We start from the raw sequence: 17,549 nt of genomic DNA, 5'->3' as shown, positions 1-17,549 counted from the left end.
GCAACTCAGGCCGCGGCGGCCCCGAGCAGGGCTTCGTAGATCCGCCGGTCGGCCGCCGAGAAGCAGCAGAACACGACTTCACGCACCGTATCCTGCGCCGCCGTCGCCGCGCGCACGGTATCGACCGCGATGCGCGCGGCCGCCTCCACCGGATAGCCGTAGACGCCGGTGCTGATCGCCGGAAAGGCGAGCGAGCGCACCCCGGCGGCGACCGCGAGCTCGACCACATGCCGGTAGCAGGAAGCGAGCAGCGCGGCCTCCCCGCCACCGCCACCGTGCCACACCGGACCGACGGTGTGGATCACGAAGCGCGCCGGCAGGCGAAAACCCGGGGTCAGGCGCGCCTCCCCGGTCGGACAACCGCCGAGCGGGCGGCAGGCGGCGAGCAGCTCCGGCCCCGCGGCGCGGTGGATCGCCCCATCGACCCCGCCACCGCCGAGCAGGGAGGTGTTCGCGGCGTTGACGATGGCATCGACGGCGAGGGTGGTGATGTCGGCCTGGATGGCCCGGAGCAAGGTTGTCATGATGCGGTCTCCACAGATGCGAGAGTCCCCCTGCACGAGCGGGCATCCGCAGGGGGGCATCGAGGGCTACCCCCGACAACGGCAGAAGGGGTGGCGGGCAGGACCGATGCTACCCCGCGACGCCTGCACCGTCACCGCCTGCCGGCCGTGCAGAACGCCACGGCTACCAAGACAATGCCCCCGGCAGTACCTCGAATGCTCTCGGTTCGCCCCTCCTTGCTCAGACCTCCAGCGCCTTGACGTGCTGGATCACCTGCCCGATCGCCTCCTGCGCGCTGCCGTACAGCATGCGGCAGTTGTCCTTGTAGAACAGCGCGTTCTCGATCCCCGAGTAGCCCGCGCCCTTGCCGCGCTTGACCACGATGACATTCTGCGCGAGGTCGGCGTTGAGGATCGGCATGCCGTAGATCGGGCTCGACTTGTCGGTGCGCGCCACCGGGTTCACCACGTCGTTGGCGCCGATCACCAGCGCCACGTCGGCCTGGGCGAAGTCGGCGTTGATCTCCTCCAGATCGAAGATCTTGTCGTAGGGCACTCCGGCTTCGGCGAGCAGCACGTTCATGTGGCCGGGCATGCGGCCGGCGATCGGGTGGATCGCGAACGCCACCTCGACGCCGCCTTCTTCGAGCAGTTGCGCCATCTCCCACACTTTGTGCTGGGCGCCGGCCACCGCCATACCGTAGCCCGGCACGATGATGACTTTCTGCCCGTAGCGCATCAGCGCCGCCGCATCCATCGCGGAGAGCTCGCGCATCGTGCCTTCGACCGCCTCGCCGCCTTCAGCCGCGGCGCCGGTGAGCGGAGCGAAGATGATGTTCTTGATCGGCCGGTTCATCGCTTTCGCCATCAACTGGGTGAGCAGCATGCCCGAGGCGCCGACCACGATGCCGGCCACGATCAGCGCCGGGTTGCCGATGACGAAGCCCTTGAAGCCCACCGCCAGGCCGGTGAAGGCGTTCAAGAGCGAGATCACCACCGGCATGTCGGCACCGCCGATCGGCATCACCAGCACCACCCCCAGCGCCAGCGCAAGGGCGAAGAAGAGGAAGATCTCGAAGCCGCCCGGGGCGTCGGCGTAGGCCACGGTGAGGCCCACCCCAAACGTCGCCAGGGTGAGGAAGAAATTGACGTTGTTCTGCGCTCGCAGGCGGATCGCCTTGGTCATCAGGCCCTGCAGCTTGGCGAACGCCACGCACGAACCGGAGAAGGCCACCGCACCGATGATCGCGCCCAGCGCCAGCAGCGTGGAGGTGACGCCGTCGTGAGGCACGCCGCGCACCAGCTCGATCGCGGCGATCCCCGCCGCGGCGCCGCCGCCCATGCCGTTGTAGATCGCCACCATCTGCGGCATGTCGGTCATCTTGACGATCTTGCCGCTGTACCAGGCGACCCCACCGCCGAGCACGATCGCCAGCACCATCAGGCCGACGTTGTGCAGCCCCGGGGTGAAGAAGGTCACCACCGTGGCGCCGACCATGGCGAAGCCCGCCCACACGATGCCGCGGCGCGCGCTCACCGGCGAAGCCATCGCCTTGAGGCCGAGGATGAACACCACCGCGACGACGAAATACGCCATGTTCACGAACCAGTTCGACGTCATTGCGCGCCTCCTTGCTTGCGGCCGCCGGCCTTGAACATGCCCAGCATCCGTTCGGTGACGATGTAACCGCCCGCGGCATTGGCCGCGCCCAGGAATACGGCGACGAAACCGATCGCCAGTTGCACCGGGTCTTCCGGATCGGCATGGCCGAGCGCGACCATCGCCCCGATCAGCACCACGCCGTGCACGAAATTCGAGCCCGACATCAGCGGCGTATGCAGGATCACCGGCACGCGCGAGATCACCTCGTACCCGGTGAATGCGGCCAGCATGAAAATGTACAGTGCGGTAAAGCCATCCATGTCTGAATCCTCCGTTACAGGCCGAGCGCCTGCTTCACCCCGGGGTGGCGGATTTCGCCGGCGTGGGTGAGGCAGCTGCCGGAAATCACTTCGTCTTCCCAGTCGAGCGCCAGCGCGCCGTCGCGGATGAAGGGCGAAATGAAGTTGAACAGGTTCTTGGCGAGCATCTCCGACGCATGCACCGGCATGCGGCTGGGAATGTGGGTGGGGCCGATCACGAGCACGTCGTTGATCCACACCTTGTCGCCGGCCACCGTGCCTTCGACGTTGCCGCCGGTGTCGGCCGCCATATCGACGACCACCGCACCGGGCTTCATGCGCGCGATCATGTCCGCGCCGATGATGCGCGGCGCCGGCCGCCCGGGCAGCGCCGCGGTGGTGATCAGCGCGTCGCACTGCGCCACCGCCCTGGCCAGGCGTTCGGCCTGCTTCGCCTTCTCCTCGTCGGTCAGCTCGCGCGCGTAGCCGCCGCTGCCCGCCGCGGCGACGCCGGTGTCGATGAACTTGGCGCCGAGCGACTCGACCTGCTCGCGCGTCTCGGGGCGCACGTCATAGGCCTCGACCATCGCGCCGATACGCCGCGCGGTGGCGATCGCCTGCAGCCCCGCGACTCCGGCGCCGATCACGAGCACCTTCGCCGGGCGGATCGTACCGGCCGCGTAGGTGAGCATCGGGAAGAACTTCGGGCTATGGTCGGCGGCGATCAGCGCGCACTCGTAGCCGGCGACCGCCCCCTGACTCGACAGGATATCCATGCTCTGCGCGCGCGAGATGCGCGGCAGAAGCTCCATCGCGAAGGCGGTGATGCCCCGCTCCATGAACAGCCGGACGCGCTCCTCGCTCGACCACGGCTGCAGCAGGCCCAGTAGAACGCTGCCTGGCTTCATCGCCGCAATGGACTCCGTGCGGGGAGGCTGCACGCACAGTACGACATCGGCGGCCGCAAACACCTCGCCCGCACTCGCGGCGAAACGGACGTCGGCGAACATGTCGTCACCGAGATGGGCAGATACGCCGGCGCCGGATTGCATCAGCAGCTGGGCGCCGAGCTCCCGATATTTTCGGACCACATCCGGTACCACGCACAGGCGGCGCTCGCCCACTACAACTTCAGTCGGTATTCCTATCGTCAATGGCATCGCCTGTTTCCTTTCATGCCGAGGGCCGCACAGCCTGGGGAGCGGGCAGCGCGGGTGCGACGGACAAATATGCTGGTTGCACAACAGAGAAAGCGGCCGGTTCACCGGTCAATCCGATGAACCGGCCAAAAATGGCGGCGCGGGAGGAGAAGGAGTGGCAAGCGCCGCCGGATGACACTTCATGAACGTATGGCTTCGGGCATCCCGCCCCCGGGCTACCGTGCAATCGCTGCCGCCAGTTCGGGGACGGTCTCGAACAGGTCGCCCACCAGGCCGTAGTCGGCGACCTGGAAGATCGGCGCTTCGGGGTCCTTGTTGATCGCCACGATCACCTTCGAGTCCTTCATCCCGGCCAGGTGCTGGATCGCGCCCGAAATGCCGACCGCGATGTAGAGCTGGGGGGCGACGATCTTGCCGGTCTGGCCGACCTGGTAGTCGTTGGGCACGTAGCCGGCATCGACCGCGGCGCGGCTGGCGCCGAGCGCGGCACCGAGCTTGTCGGCGAGCGGCTCGAGCAGGGCGTGGTAGTTCTCGCCGCTGCCCAGGCCGCGACCGCCGGAGACGATGATCTTCGCCGCTCCCAGCTCGGGGCGGGCGCTCTTGGTGATCTCGCGCCCGACGAGGGCGGCAACGCCCAGGTCGGCTGCAGCGGCGACCGCCTCGACCGGGGCGGCACTCCCCTCGCCCGCGGCATCGAACGCGGTGGTGCGCACGGTGATGAGCTTGATCGCATCGGCGCTCTTCACCGTGGCCAGCGCGTTGCCGGCGTAGATCGGACGCACGAAGGTGTCGGCCGATTCGATCGCGACGATGTCGCTGATCTGGGCAACGTCGAGCAGCGCCGCCACCCGCGGCAGCATGTTCTTGCCCGCCGAGGTGGCCGGCACGAGGACGTGGCTGTAGTCGCCGGCCAGCCCCTGCACCAGCTCGGCGACGTTCTCCGCGGTCTGCGCCTCGTAGTGCGGCGCATCGCACACCCGCAGCTTGGCCACGCCGGCGATCTTCGCCGCCGCCTCGGCCGCCGCGCCGCAGCCGGCACCGGCCACCAGGACGTGGATGTCCGCTGCCAGCAGCGTGCCCAGCTTCGCCGCCGCGCTCACGGTGTTGAGGGTGGCGGCCTTGATCGAATGGTTGTCGTGTTCGGCAATGACGAGAATGGTCATGACATCCTCCGCCGGGCCGCCCCAAGGAGGGTGTCCGCCCCCTTGGGGGGGTGGAGCAGGGAATTCGTGGAGCAAAGCTCCACGCCTGCGGAACGGGCCGGCTGTGCAAAGCCGGCCCTCCATGAAAATATGGGGGTCGTCATCTCAGATCACCTTCGCTACGTTCTTCAGTTTGTCGACCAGCTGCGCGACGTCGGCGACGCGCTCGCCCGCGCTGCGCTTGGGCGGCTCGGACACGCTCAGCGTGGTGAGGCGCGGCGCCACATCGACGCCCAGCTCGGCCGGCTTGACCGTGTCGAGCGGCTTTTTCTTCGCCTTCATGATGTTGGGGAGAGTGGCGTAGCGCGGCTCGTTGAGGCGCAGGTCGGTGCTGACCACCGCCGGCAGGCTCACCGACAGGGTTTCCAGCCCGCCGTCGATCTCGCGTGTGACCTGCGCACGGCCGCCTTCGAGCACCAGTTTCGAGGCGAAGGTCGCCTGCGGCCAGCCCGCCAGCGCCGCCAGCATCTGCCCGGTCTGGTTGGCGTCGTCGTCGATCGCCTGCTTGCCGCAGATCACCAGGTTCGGCGTTTCCTTGTCGCACACCGCCTTCAGCAGCTTGGCCACCGCCAGCGGCTGCAGCTCGACGTCGCTCAGCTCACCACACTCGACCAGGATGCCGCGGTCGGCACCGATCGCCATCGCCGCGCGCAGGGTCTCCTGGCACGCGCCGATGCCGCAGGTGACCGCCACCACTTCGGTCGCCACGCCGGCTTCCTTCAGCCGCACCGCCTCTTCCACCGCGATCTCGTCGAACGGGTTCATGCTCATCTTGACGTTGGCGATGTCCACGCCGCTGCCGTCGGCCTTCACGCGCACCTTGACGTTGTAGTCGACCACGCGTTTGACAGGGATCAGGATCTTCATGCTTGCTCCAGAGTGTTTTTCTTGCGCCCGGCGACCGGGGTCGGCCGATCCGCCGCTCTTCAGCACGGCGAACTTCGCGCTCAGCGTATTTTTGGCGGCCGGGCCGGAGCGCCTACGGTTCAGCGATAAACGAGGACCGGAAGCTTGGAATGGAGCAGAACCTTTTGGGTCTGCGATCCGAGCAACAGCCCCTTTACCCCCCGATACCCGTGCGAGGCCATCACAATCAGGTCACAGCATTTCTGTTCGGCCGTTGCGATGATTGCTTCGTAGGGTTCGCCCGCACTCACCGCGATCGCCTGGCAGCGGACGCCCTCCGCCGCCGCCAGCGCCTCAGACAGAATCGACCTTGCATGCGCTTCGGCACGTGCGGCGTAGCCCTCGGGATCCATCACCCGCGACAACTCCGATTCACCGTAAAGCAAGGTTCCGGGATCGGATTTGGCATAGAAGAACGTGAGCTCGGCGCCAATCTCGCGCGCGAGCGCCACGGCCTTCTCGATGGCGCGGCCGGAAAGAGGCGAGCCGTCAAGCGGACAAAGTAAGTGACGAAACACATCCAGCTCCAGGGTGGGATCAAATCGTGGATTCTTGGAGAACCGCAGCAGCGCTCTCCACCGGCTCGCGTTGCTCGAGCTCGGGGCTTGCGGACGAGCGCACCGCGGCGGGAGCCGCATACCCTGCGGTCCGCGCATCGGCCACGTCGGCAAGGTCTGTACGGTCTTGCTGCGCGGCCTGTTTCGGCCGCAGCAGGAAATGCCCGAGCGCGGGCAGCAGGATCAGCGCACCGAGCATGTTCCAGATGAACATGAACGCGAGCAGGATGCCCATGTCGGCCTGGAACTTGATCGGCGAGAACGCCCACGTCGCGACGGCGATGCCGAGTGTGATGCCGGTGAGCACCACCACCTTGCCGGTGAAGGTGAGCGCCTTGTAATAGGCGTCCGACAGGCTCATGCCTTCCTTGAGCCGGGCCAGGGTGACCGTCATCACGTAGAGCGCGTAATCGACGCCGACCCCGACCCCGAGCGCGATCACCGGCAAGGTGGCGACCTTGACGCCGATGTCGAGCCACACCATCAGCGCTTCGCACAGCATCGAGGTGATCGTCAGCGGCACCACCGCACACACCACCGCCCGCCACGAGCGGAAGGCGATGAACGCGAGCACGATCACCGCCGCATAGACCAGGAACAGCATCTGCACGTTGGCCTTCCTCACCACGATGTTGGTCGCGGCCTCGATGCCGGCGTTGCCCGCCGCGTTCAGAAAGCGCACCTCCTCGGTGCCGTGGCGCGCGGCGAAGGCTTCGACCACCTCGACCACGCTTTTGAGCGTGTCGGCCTTGTGATCCTTCAGGTAGGCATAGACGGTGAGCAGATCGCAGTTCTGGTTGAACATCTCGCGCGGGGCGCGGGTGATGATCGCGTTCAACATGTCCTGCGAGCGCGGGATCTCGAACCACTTCAGGCTGCCCTCGTTCATGCCCGCGTTGGCCACTTTGGCCAGCCCGGCCAGCGAGCTGGTCGTCTCCACCCCGGGCAGCTGCTGCAGCTCGCGCTCGAGCGCATCGACCGCCATCAGCGTGTCGTACTGGCCGCAGGCGTACTGGGGCGTGCGCACCATGACGATGTACACGTCGCTGCTCGCGGCGTAGTTGGCGGTCATGAAGGCGTTGTCGCGGTTGTAGCGCGAGTCCGGGCGCAGCTCGGGCGCGCCCGGGTCGATGTCGCCGATCTTGAGCTGAAAGCTCACCGCGAGCCCCACCGCGCCCATCGCCAGCCCGGCCAGCACCGCGATGGAGGCCCACTTACGCTGCGTGAAGAGATCGAGGAAGGCCCAGAACGGGTGCTTGTCATGCGTCCCGCTGGCCTCCATGAGCTCGGCCTTCAGGCTGCGCTGGGCCGCCATCGGACTCACCCCGGTGTAGGAGAGCAGGATCGGCAGCAGCACGAGGTTGGTGAAGATCAGCACTGCCACCCCGATGCTGGCAGTGATCGCCAGATCCTGGATGACCTGGATGTCGATCACCATCAGCACCGCGAAGCCCACCGCGTTGGCCAAGAGCGCGGTCATGCCGGCCAGGAACAGGCGGCGGAAGGTGTAGCGCGCCGCCACCAGCTTGTGCGTGCCGCGGCCGATGTCCTGCATGATGCCGTTCATCTTCTGCGCGCCGTGGCTCATGCCGATGGCGAAGACGAGAAAGGGCACCAGCACCGAGTAGGGGTCGAGCTCGTAGCCCAGCGTGGGCAACAGGCCCAGCAGCCACACCACGGCCACCACCGAGCACGACACCACCAGGAGCGTGCTGCGCAGGCAGCGGGTGTACCAGTACAGCACCGCGGTACAGATCACGATCGCCATGGCGAAGAACACCATCACCTGCAGCAGGCCCTCGATCAGATCGCCCACCACCTTGGCGAAACCGGTGACGTGGATGCGGATCGTGTCCGACTCGTATTTCGCCCGCAGCGCCTCGATGCGCTGCGAGAGCGCGTGGTAGTCGATGCGCTCGCCGGTCTCGGCGATCCTGTCCTGCAGCGGCACGAGCAGGATGCTCGACTGATAGTTGGCCGCCACGAGCTGGCCGATCTCGCCCGAGCGCTCGACATTGACCCGCACCTGCTCGATCGATTCGGGCGAGCCGTCGTAGTCGTCCGGGATCACCGGGCCGCCGTCGAGCCCTTCCTCGGTGACTCCGGTCCAGCGCACCGCGGGTGCCCACAGGGATTTCATGTAGGGGCGATCGACGCCGGGCAGCAGGAACAGCTCGTCGCTGAGCTTGCGCACGGTGTCGAGGTACTGTGCGTCGAAGATGTCCCCTTCGCTCACCGCCACGGCGATGCGCAGGCTGTTGCCCATGCCCGCGAGCTGGCTGCGGTTGTCGAGGAAATTGACGACGTACGGGTGGCTGGTCGGGATCATCTTGTCGAACGCGGCGTTCAACTTCAGTCCGAGCGCCTGATAGCCGAGCACCAGCGTGGCCAGCAGGCACAGCAGGACGATCACCAGGCGGTTGTTGAACAGCACGCGCTCGGCCAGCGAGCCCGAACGCGCATCGAAGTCGGCCAGGTTGGCGATCACCGCTTCGGCCGGAAGGGAATGTGCGACAGCCATTATTTGCGTTCCGTAACGACGAGTTGAGCGGCATCGACGCGGTTCAGGCCGCGTGCGCCGGACAGCACCAGGGCGCCGCCCTCGATCTGCACCAGGGCGGTGACCGCGTTGGGGGCCTTGGCCTCGAGCGCGCGAAAGCTGCGCCCCTGATCGTCGCTGCGCAGCAGGCGCCCGCTCTCGTCGGCGAGCACGACGGCGCCGTCGGCCAGGCGCAGGCCGCTGGTGAGGGTGATTTCCTGGTCGAGGGCGATCTGCGCCCAGTTCGCGCCCCCATCGCCGCTGCGCCAGACGTTGCCCCGCAGGCCGTAGGCCAAGAGCGTGTCCGGCCCGAGCGCGAGGACGCCGAAGAAGGTGCCCGGGTAGGGGGTGCGCACTTCGGCAAACGATGCCCCGCCATCGTCCGAGCGAAACAGCGCGCCCTGCTCGCCGGCGATGAGCAGGCGGGCGCCGTCGGCGCGCACCTGATAAAGGTGCTTGCCGCGCGGGTTGGGCAGGCGCGCGATGAAGGCCTGCCAGGACTGGCCGCCATCGTCGGTGGTGAGCGCCAGGCCGTAGGCGCCGACTGCCCAGCCGCGGCGTGCGTCGGCAAAATGCACGCCCAGCAGCGGCTTGTCCGGGCCGTCCTCGACCATCGCCTGGGCCTCACGCAGGCGTCGCTCGGCCCCGTCCGCGCCCGCCGCTTCGAGCGCGCGGGCTTCTTCGAGCGCCGCCTGTGCGCCCTGGCGGCCGTCGAGCTGGCGCACCCAGGTTTCGCCCCCATCGCGCGAATGCAGCACGATGCCGCTGTGGCCGACCGCCCAGCCCCGTTGGTCATCGACGAAGCAGACGTCGGTGAGCGCCACGCTCGCGGGCACCGCGCGCGCCTGGCGCCAGCTCGCTCCGCCGTCGTCCGACAGCAGCACGGTGCCGCGCGCGCCCACCGACACCAGCCGCTCGCCCGCCCGGGTCACCGCCAGCTGGACCGTGCTGGTGGCGCGCACATCGGCACGGGCCGGCAGCTCCAGCAGGTCCGGCACCGGCTGGCCGGTCGTCGCCGGCGCGGCCGCGGCCGGCGCAGCGGTCGCAGCGGTCGCCAGCGGGCAGATCAAGCTCAAAAGGGTGGCCGCCACCAGGGGCCGCAGCGCAATGTTCAGAACCATGTGGCCTACTCTCATGCGCGCTCCGTCACCCGGCAGCAGGCCCGGGGGGCCGCGCCGTGGACGGAACGTCGTTCAACAACGAAAAACCCGATCTGAAAGGTGAAGATCAGCGTGCAGCGTCGGCGGCGATCGAGTCACCGGTGAAGAAGGTCTCCGGCCGACGCGTGACGACATTAAAGGCTTCGCCGTTGAGGGCCTGCACCGCGCTCATCGTGCCCGCCTGCAGGTTATAGACAATGACCGGTTTCACGAGCACAGCCGGTACCGACGGCACGACGAACGGCAGGAGTTGCGATGTACGCCACAGCGTGCCCTCGGCGTCGAAGCCGTCGAGCATCAGTAACGCATAACTATCTTCGTCAAAATAGAACCGCCGTTTGGGCACCGCGTGACGCTTCCCGGCTGAGACCGTTGCCTCGACGGCCCATACCCGGTGCAGTTCCCAGCGGATCAGGTCCGGATTGGCATGATGCTTGATAAAAGCTTCGTCCTCACCGGCGGTCACGAATGCGTTGTTGTTGTACGGCACGTACAACTCCTGCTTGCCGAGGAGCTTCCATTCGTAGCGGTCGGGATGGCCGAAGAAACCGATCACCTCATCGAAATAGTTCGCACCCGAGGCGACGAAGTCCGGCGTGTCGTAGGCGACCGTCGGCGCGCGCCGCACCCTGCGCTGGCCGACCAGGTACTGCCATGTTTTGCGCGCGTTGTCCGGATCGATACTGTCACGGATCACCATCGATTCGCCCACCTTGAAGGAGGGCGCCGTGGTATTGAAACGCATCAGGGAATATTCGCCCGACCACTTATCAGCCGCACCGTCATTGTAATAATAGGGATATTGGAAGTGCTGATCGTTGCGCGTCGCCAACGTGCGCGCCCCATCAACCGAGCCCACGAAATTCTTGAAACCGTACGACATCGATTCCGGCTCGATGCGCAGCAGATGGTTCCAGACCACTTCGACTCCAGTTTGCGGGATCGGGAACGGAATGCCACCGAAACAGCCAGTGACTGAGCGACCGCCGTCCACGAGCTTGCACTCCGTCGCATTTCTGAAAGTGTTGTCATAGACGTAAGCCGGCGCGGCCATCGTGCGGTGACTCGGATACACGTTCACCTTGAAGCTTTCCGGGAATTTTTTGAGCAGCGCCTGCGTGCCTTCGGAAAGCTTGTCCGCATGCTGGGCCATGTTCGCCGCGGTGATCTGCAGAAACGGCTTTTCATTCGGGAAGAGGCTCACCGGGATGTCGCCCACTTTCGGCCCCGCGACCGGGCCGGTCTGCCCGCCCGTCCACGCCGGGATGGTCCCGTCCTTGTTGCCGGCTTTTTCGCCGCCGAGCGGCGTCAGCCAGGTTTTGAGCTTGGCCGCTTCGTCCGCGCTCACCGCGGCCATCGTGCTCTGCATGCCGGCGCTCAGCGCCAGGATGGAGACACACAGCAAGGTCTTTTTCAGCATCTTGATCTCCTCGGTCGTTTTATAAGAATCAGAACGTGCGCTGGATCGTGAGCGACACGAAGTCGCGGTCGCCGTGGAAATTGTCATAGGACAGCTCGCCGGCCGGATTGACGATCGAACCCGAGGAGCCGACGTAGTGGGTGTAGTTCAGCCCGCCCTGCCAGGTCTTGCGGTAATCGGCCTTCACCCCGATGCTCAGGCTGCCGCCGTTCTCCGCCGGAAACAGCACGCCATTGACCGAGGAGCGTCCGGCCAGGCCGTAGTTGACGCCGATCGGCACCTGCAGATCGAGCCCGGGCATGACCTGGAAATATTCCGGCGTGAACACGAACTGGATCGCGCTGGCTTCGCGGGTGGCATTCGGGTCGAGCGCGGCCCGGTTGTCGGTGACGCTGAGCACCCGGTTGTAGGCGAACTCGCCGACGAAGGCGGCCCCGTCCCACAGCGCATTGGCCGGCAACACACTGATTGCCGACAGGCTCAGGTGCATCGTCTTGCCTTTCGGAAAGGTGGCATCATCGTCGTTGTCCGCCCCGCCCAGGCCGAGCGCGACGTTGCCCGTGGCGACCAGCGGCTGGTTTTCACGGAACGACAGTTCGCCCGAGACGTTGGTCTCCCCCACCAGCGTGGCAAAGCTGGCGCCGATGGTGCGGATGTTCTCCGCATAGACGAGGACGTAGTCGCCATCGATGCCGCGCCCCGGATCGGCGTTCACCCCGGGCCGGATGTAGAATTGCGGCAGCTTGTCGTGGAACTGGGCGGCGTACAGCCCGTACTCGGTGTCGCCGGCACGGAACTTGACCTGAATACCGCCCTGACCGGAGTCCTTCGCATCCAGGTCATCGCCCCGGCGCAGCGTGCCGTTCGGCCCGAACGGCCCGTACAGGAACTCGCCGCCGGCGCCGGGGAAGTCGGCGAAGGCGAAGTAGCTGCCCGCCCCCGGCAGGCGCGAGTCGCGCCATTCGTACTGGTAGTAGGCGCCGATCGAGAGGTCGGGGCTGAGCTGCAGCTGCGCCGAGACCTGGCCGACCGGGCGCGCGACTTCCTTGAACTGCGAGTTCGGCACCGACAGCGCACGGGCCAGATCGAGCGGGGTCTGGGCGCCGGCGATGCCGTTGGCGCCGAAGAACAGGGTCTCGCCGTAGAGCTGGGTGAAGCGCCCCGCCTTCAGGTTCAGGCCCTTGCCGGCGATCTCGGTGCGCCCATAGACGAAGGCGTCGAGGAACTCCGCCTTGCGCCCGTGGAGTTTTTCGGTGGCGGTGGTGAATTCGTCGAAATCGGCCGAGCGCTGGTTGAGCGACCAGGCGTAACGTTGGCTGCGGTCGTTCGATTCGTTGTACACCTGGTCGTACCAGGCGGCGCCGCTGACGCGGAAACCCATGTTGTTGCGGTAGCGCAGATCGAATTCGGAGAGCAGGTCGAGACGGTTCGAAATCAGGCCGCGGCTGAAATTGCGGTCGCCGTCGTTGGTGTTGATCTGCGCCCCCGCATCCGAGGCGGGACCGCGCCCGTCCGCCTCCTCGACCCGCCAGCTCGCGTTGTACTTGAGCGTGTTGTCCCAGCGCACCGACAGGTCGGAATTGCCCGTGTCGATGGTGAACGCATGCGCCTCAGGAATAGCCGTTCCGCCCATGCCGAGCACACCGATCACGAACGCTGCAAGCCCCTTTCTCGCCGCCCTGCTACCGCACTGGCGTCGCTCCAGCTTACTTCTTGCCTCCATGCTTCCTCCTGGTGTTATCCTCACACTGAACGACCGTTCAGTTGAGATGTTCTGATTATGTTTGTCGCCCCGTGGATCACGCTCCAGCCATCCCGTGACGCTCCGAAGCGACTTCAGGCGATGATTTTCCGGGACCGCTCAGCCATGCGCCCATGGATGTAAGCTAAGGACCTTGCAGAGAACCGGCAATTGGTGCTAGCACTCGAACACCTAGGGGCAACCCTATGTCCATGCCCGACTCCGGGCACAGCCCCGGAAGAAAGCAGGTTCTCGCGAAAACAGGGCCGCCCGAGCGTCCGCAGCGCAGTAGAGCCTGCGGGTCACGATCAAACGATGCACAGAGGCAGAGGAGGCAGGCTCCGTGAGTGGAAACGCAATTGCATCAACCGAAGCGGAAATGGAAGTGGACCACGGGAACGATTCCGCCACCGGTTACGAAGTCATCTTTCGCAACACACCGCTGGCGATTTGCCATCTGCGCAATCGTGCGTTCGTTCGCTGCAATACCCGGTTCGAGGAATTATTCGGATACGCAAGAGGTGAGCTCGACAACAAATCGGTACGGCTGCTTTATCCAACCGACGAATCATTTCGGACCATCGGGGAAAACTATGGTCATTTCTTCGAGCGCCACGACACGTTCAAGGACGAACGCCCAATCATTCGCAAAGACGGGTCGGTCGTATGGTGCATCGTCACCGGTTCCCTGCTCGATTCATCCAACCCTCGTCTCGGTTCGATCTGGGTCGTTCAGGACATATCCGAACACAAGCGCACCGAAGACGACCTGAAGGCCAGCGTCGAGAAACTGGAAATCCTGGTCCACCAGCGGACGCTCGAGCTGCACAAGCATGTCAGCAAACTCGAGCAGGAAGTCGCGACACGCAAGCGGGCCGAAGACGTTGCGAATGAGCACAGGGAAAAATACGAGAAGCTGTTCCACATGCTTCCAATCGGGATATCGATCACTGATGACGGCGGCAGGATCCTCGAAGCCAACCGCCAGTTCACCGAACTGGTGGGAACACCCGAGAAGCCGCCCATCACCTGGCAACAACTGCCACAACGCTTCTTCCTCAGCGACGGGACAAGAGTCGCAAAAAAAAGATTGCCCTGGCGGATTCACGGCGTTCAAAAAGATTCGATCAAGAACATCGAAATCGGCATGCGTGAAGAAGAAAGTCGCAAGCAGCGATGGCTGAGCGTCAGTTCATCGTTGCTTGAGCTGAAGGGGCAAAAAATGGTCGTGGCCGCCTTCACCGACATCACCTACCGTAAACGGATCGAGGAACTGGAAAGGCTGCGCCACGCGGAGCTCACCCGCCTCGGGCGCATCAATGCAATGGCCGGAATGGCTGCCGCGCTGGCACACCAGATGGGCCAGCCCCTCGTTTCCGCACTCAACTACCTGCAAGGCTGCCGCCTCCGGCTCGAGCACATCAGCGGAGCCGCGGAGATATCCCAATCGCTCGGCCTGGCGATCACGCATCTCGATCAGGCTGGTGAAATCCTGCGGCGGGTGAAGGATTTCGTCTGCAAGCACGCGCCGGAAAGGACGCCGGAGAATATCAACGAAGTCATTCAGGACACTCTCTCCTTTCTCAGCTTCGACGTCCACCGGCACAACGTTACCGTAAATCTGCAGCTGATACCCTCTCCCCCACCCGTCCCCCTGTGCAAGATCGAGATTCAACAGGTCCTGTTCAATCTGGTGAAAAATGGCATTGAGGCAATGTCTGAAATGGAACCGGAGTCGCGCATACTGACCATCGGAAATGAAATCTCCCCGGACGGAAGATCGATGAAAATATTCGTCCAGGACCATGGAATCGGGGTCGAGAAGCGCGCAGCAAAACGTGCGTTCGAGCCCTACTTCACGACCAAACCGGACGGGCTCGGAATCGGGCTCACGATTTGCCGGTCGATCATCGAATCGCATGGCGGAGAGCTCTCTTTTTCGAAAACCGGAGAGCGCGGATCGAAATTCCAGTTCACATTGCCAATATGAGAGATATCCGCAATATCCGAGAAATGGCGAAACCATCGGCACGGGAAGGAGACACTCATGCAAGCCACTAAAACCGGAAATACATCGACTGTTTTTGTCGTGGACGACGAAGCGTCCGTCAGGGATTCGCTGACCTGGCTTCTCAATTCGATCTCGCTGGATGTCCGGACATTCGAATCTGCGAAGGATTTCCTCGATGCCGACATCTCATGCACCCATGGCTGCGTGGTCCTGGATGTCAGAATGCAGAACGTCAGCGGTCTGCAATTGCAGCAGGCGCTGTCGGAAAGAGGCTTCAAGCTGCCGATCATTTTCCTTTCGGCTTACGGCGACGCCCAGATGGGCGCCCAGGCGGTAAAGAAAGGTGCCTTCGACTTTCTCCAGAAGCCGTACCGGAACCAGGACCTGCTCGACGCGGTAAACGCCGCCCTTGCCCTGAACCGGGAGATGGCGGACAAGCAGAATGAAAAGCAGAAGCGCCTCGACCTTCTCTCCACCCTGTCGCAACGGGAAATGGAAATTCTGGACAAGGTCGTTTCCGGAAGCAGCAGCAAGGAAATCGCCAAGCTGCTCGGCATCAGTTACAAGACCGTTGAAGCGCATCGCGGACGCATCATCAGCAAGCTCGGGCTCAAATCCACCGGCGATCTAATGCACTTCGCCATGCGCGGCAGCAGTCATTGCAGCGACTGGGCTCTATGCCGTTTCCAGTGGAAATTGACTTCTCAACAAACATGACGGTAGCGCCCGTAGTCGCGGGGGATGGCCGGCACCAGAGGGTTCTTCGGTAGATGCTCGAGCTTGGACATTCGCAGGTAGGCGATCGCGATGAAGTTCTCGGGATCCCGGAAGCCTCGGGCGGCGGTCTTCGCTTTCTGAAGCAGGCCGTTCATCGCCTCGACGTAGGCGTTGCTGCGCCCGTCGAGCATGCCGTGCACGACACCGCCGAGATGCTCTTTCAACGTGGCCGCCAAGCGCTTGAACGGCTCGAGCCGCGAGCGTCGAGCCCAGCTCATCCACTTCGTCAATGCGCCCAGGGCGAGCTCTTCGCTGTTGCTGTCCCGCGCCTCGCGGTAGACCAGCCGCAGGGCCTGCTTGAGTCGCCAGGCCCGTGCGCTCTTCAGGTTCGAGCGCTGCAGCCAGTGCATCGCCTCGAACTGCGCCCGAGTCCAGCTCGCCGAGTCCTTGCGCATGCCCCACAGCAGTTGGCGAAGGGTCTTCTTGCTATGCACGCCCACCGCCTCGCGGACGGCGGCGGCCGAGCTGCGCATCTCTTCGCGTCGCACCTCATCCATCGCCGCGTTGGCAAGCGCCACGACGTGAAAGCGGTCGTAGCTGATCTGGGCGTTGGGCAGCGACTGACTGATCCCCTTGGCGTACGCCGCGCTCATGTCGATGCAGGCGTGTTCGATGGTGACCGGATCGCCGCCATGCGCGCGCATGTCCTCCGAAAAGGCCCCCAGGGTTTGATGGTCACGACCGGGGCAGGCGAACAGCAAACGCTTGGCCGCCAGGTCATGCACCACGGTGATGTACTGGTGCCCACGCTTGACGCTGGTCTCGTCGATGCCCACGTGGCGCACGCCCGACATGTCGTCCTTGGCTCGCGCCACCTCGACGTAGTGGCGAACCCGCCGCCACAGCCGCTTTGGTGCAACCCGCATCTGATTGGCGGCCTGGCGCACGGGCAATTCCCGGCACAGCGACAGGCCCAGCGCCTCGAACAGCAAGGTGAAGCCACTGCCCTCGCGTGCCCACGGCACCGGCAACTGCGTGGTCTTGCCGCAGCCCGAGCACTGCACGCGCGGCACCTCGGCATGGAGCCAGGCTTCGAACTGGAAGAAGTCCAGGTGTCGCCAACTGCGGCGCACGCGATCATGGATCAACTGCTGCTCGACCCCGCATGCCGGGCAGGTCGCACGTTTGCCGGTGTGCTCGACCTCGAAGTCGATGCGCCGCTTGGCCGTGTTGAGCTCGACCTTGGCGACTTGCCAGGGCGGCTGCAGGCCAAGTGCGGTGGTGAAGAGGGCTTCGATCTGGTTGTTCATCGGGTGCGAGGTCGGCGTCAGTGTCGGGCGGTTGGACCACCGAAGATCATGTTTGTTGAGAAGTCAATTTCCACTGGAAACGGCATAGAGCCAGCGACTGTGGCCGGCAACCCCTGCCGGGAAGCAGCGCCTGCCGGACTGCCGCGTAGCGCGGGAAGTCACCAAGCGCGCGAGCTTCGTGGAGTGCGGCAATGGCCACGTCTGCCTTCGTGCCGAGCCCGTCAGCAGCGCTCGCGGGCATTCGATTGCCCGCCCGGTGAAACCTCGCCGGCTCAGGCTTCAACCGCACGGCATCACCGCTATGAACGGCCATGCACCGACCGCGGCGGACCGGACAGGGCCCGACGGCATGGGTCCTTCTTCGTCGCCGTCCCGCCAGCAGCAAGCATGCGCTTCGCGGCCCGGCGGGACTCCCGCTCGG

General features: G+C 65.1%; 14 protein-coding genes. 2 read left to right on the top strand and 12 right to left on the bottom strand.

All coding sequences use genetic code 11. From position 1 onward, the window contains the following. Window positions 1-5 precede the first annotated feature (5 nt). The 11 genes from Tchl_RS07085 to Tchl_RS07035 all read right to left on the bottom strand — a co-directional run bounded on the left by Tchl_RS07085 (window position 6) and on the right by Tchl_RS07035 (window position 12,982). Window positions 6-524, bottom strand: a complete 519-nt coding sequence (locus Tchl_RS07085) for an O-acetyl-ADP-ribose deacetylase (RefSeq protein ID WP_075147779.1) — start codon at window positions 522-524, stop codon at window positions 6-8. Window positions 525-744: 220 nt separating this feature from the next. Beyond that, window positions 745-2,124: an NAD(P)(+) transhydrogenase (Re/Si-specific) subunit beta gene (locus Tchl_RS07080; protein ID WP_075147778.1), complete on the bottom strand. Its 1,380-nt coding sequence runs from the start codon at window positions 2,122-2,124 to the stop codon at window positions 745-747. After that, the gene (locus tag Tchl_RS07075) at window positions 2,121-2,426 is read right to left on the bottom strand and encodes an NAD(P) transhydrogenase subunit alpha (protein ID WP_075147777.1); all 306 of its coding nucleotides are present in this window, start codon (window positions 2,424-2,426) and stop codon (window positions 2,121-2,123) included. The genes Tchl_RS07080 and Tchl_RS07075 overlap by 4 nt, the downstream gene beginning before the upstream one ends. 14 nt (window positions 2,427-2,440) lie before the next feature. Continuing rightward, window positions 2,441-3,565, bottom strand: a complete 1,125-nt coding sequence (locus Tchl_RS07070; RefSeq protein WP_075147776.1) for an NAD(P) transhydrogenase subunit alpha — start codon at window positions 3,563-3,565, stop codon at window positions 2,441-2,443. Window positions 3,566-3,780: 215 nt separating this feature from the next. Then, window positions 3,781-4,728, bottom strand: coding sequence for an electron transfer flavoprotein subunit alpha/FixB family protein (locus Tchl_RS07065; RefSeq protein WP_075147775.1), 948 nt, complete (start codon window positions 4,726-4,728; stop codon window positions 3,781-3,783). A gap of 144 nt (window positions 4,729-4,872) precedes the next feature. Beyond that, complete coding sequence (locus Tchl_RS07060) at window positions 4,873-5,634, bottom strand: electron transfer flavoprotein subunit beta/FixA family protein (protein ID WP_075147774.1); 762 nt, start codon at window positions 5,632-5,634, stop codon at window positions 4,873-4,875. Between the two features lie 119 nt (window positions 5,635-5,753). After that, on the bottom strand, window positions 5,754-6,191 hold the full coding sequence (locus Tchl_RS07055; RefSeq protein WP_075147773.1) for a universal stress protein: 438 nt from the start codon (window positions 6,189-6,191) through the stop codon (window positions 5,754-5,756). Window positions 6,192-6,210: 19 nt separating this feature from the next. Next, window positions 6,211-8,751, bottom strand: a complete 2,541-nt coding sequence (locus Tchl_RS07050) for an efflux RND transporter permease subunit (RefSeq protein WP_083945174.1) — start codon at window positions 8,749-8,751, stop codon at window positions 6,211-6,213. After that, entirely contained in the window at window positions 8,751-9,890 is a 1,140-nt protein-coding gene (locus Tchl_RS07045; protein ID WP_232311684.1) for a WD40/YVTN/BNR-like repeat-containing protein, read from the bottom strand. The genes Tchl_RS07050 and Tchl_RS07045 overlap by 1 nt, the downstream gene beginning before the upstream one ends. 106 nt (window positions 9,891-9,996) lie before the next feature. Continuing rightward, window positions 9,997-11,349, bottom strand: a complete 1,353-nt coding sequence (locus tag Tchl_RS07040; protein ID WP_075147771.1) for a DUF1329 domain-containing protein — start codon at window positions 11,347-11,349, stop codon at window positions 9,997-9,999. 28 nt (window positions 11,350-11,377) lie between these two features. Then, entirely contained in the window at window positions 11,378-12,982 is a 1,605-nt protein-coding gene (locus Tchl_RS07035) for a DUF1302 domain-containing protein (protein ID WP_075149627.1), read from the bottom strand. Between the two features lie 451 nt (window positions 12,983-13,433). Between Tchl_RS07035 and tdiS the strand changes: the two genes are divergently transcribed. After that, window positions 13,434-15,080, top strand: a complete 1,647-nt coding sequence (gene tdiS, locus Tchl_RS07030; RefSeq protein WP_146060820.1) for a two-component system sensor histidine kinase TdiS — start codon at window positions 13,434-13,436, stop codon at window positions 15,078-15,080. Window positions 15,081-15,137: 57 nt separating this feature from the next. After that, a complete protein-coding gene (gene tdiR / locus Tchl_RS07025) occupies window positions 15,138-15,818 on the top strand; it encodes a two-component system response regulator TdiR (protein WP_075147769.1) in 681 nt (226 codons plus the stop codon). On the opposite strand, the gene Tchl_RS07020 is transcribed toward tdiR, so the two are convergent. Next, a complete protein-coding gene (locus Tchl_RS07020) occupies window positions 15,806-17,128 on the bottom strand; it encodes an ISL3 family transposase (RefSeq protein WP_075147430.1) in 1,323 nt (440 codons plus the stop codon). The two genes, tdiR and Tchl_RS07020, sit on opposite strands and share 13 nt — an antisense overlap. Between the last annotated feature and the right edge of the window lie 421 nt (window positions 17,129-17,549).

This window comes from Thauera chlorobenzoica (assembly GCF_001922305.1).
GTDB lineage: Bacteria > Pseudomonadota > Gammaproteobacteria > Burkholderiales > Rhodocyclaceae > Thauera > Thauera chlorobenzoica.
The sequence above is the reverse complement of the archived record's forward strand: the minus strand, read 5'-3'. Positions and strand labels throughout refer to the sequence as shown.

Bases quoted from the DNA above. Each gene is read 5' to 3' on its own strand.
- Tchl_RS07035 (WP_075149627.1), bottom strand. From the start codon at position 12,982: ATGGGCGGAACGGCTATTCCTGAGGCGCATGCGTTCACCATCGACACG.
- Tchl_RS07080 (WP_075147778.1), bottom strand. From the start codon at position 2,124: ATGACGTCGAACTGGTTCGTGAACATGGCGTATTTCGTCGTCGCGGTG.
- tdiR (WP_075147769.1), top strand. From the start codon at position 15,138: ATGCAAGCCACTAAAACCGGAAATACATCGACTGTTTTTGTCGTGGAC.
- Tchl_RS07020 (WP_075147430.1), bottom strand. From the start codon at position 17,128: ATGAACAACCAGATCGAAGCCCTCTTCACCACCGCACTTGGCCTGCAG.
- Tchl_RS07085 (WP_075147779.1), bottom strand. From the start codon at position 524: ATGACAACCTTGCTCCGGGCCATCCAGGCCGACATCACCACCCTCGCC.
- Tchl_RS07070 (WP_075147776.1), bottom strand. From the start codon at position 3,565: ATGCCATTGACGATAGGAATACCGACTGAAGTTGTAGTGGGCGAGCGC.
- Tchl_RS07045 (WP_232311684.1), bottom strand. From the start codon at position 9,890: ATGGTTCTGAACATTGCGCTGCGGCCCCTGGTGGCGGCCACCCTTTTG.
- Tchl_RS07040 (WP_075147771.1), bottom strand. From the start codon at position 11,349: ATGCTGAAAAAGACCTTGCTGTGTGTCTCCATCCTGGCGCTGAGCGCC.
- Tchl_RS07050 (WP_083945174.1), bottom strand. From the start codon at position 8,751: ATGGCTGTCGCACATTCCCTTCCGGCCGAAGCGGTGATCGCCAACCTG.
- Tchl_RS07075 (WP_075147777.1), bottom strand. From the start codon at position 2,426: ATGGATGGCTTTACCGCACTGTACATTTTCATGCTGGCCGCATTCACC.
- Tchl_RS07065 (WP_075147775.1), bottom strand. From the start codon at position 4,728: ATGACCATTCTCGTCATTGCCGAACACGACAACCATTCGATCAAGGCC.
- Tchl_RS07060 (WP_075147774.1), bottom strand. From the start codon at position 5,634: ATGAAGATCCTGATCCCTGTCAAACGCGTGGTCGACTACAACGTCAAG.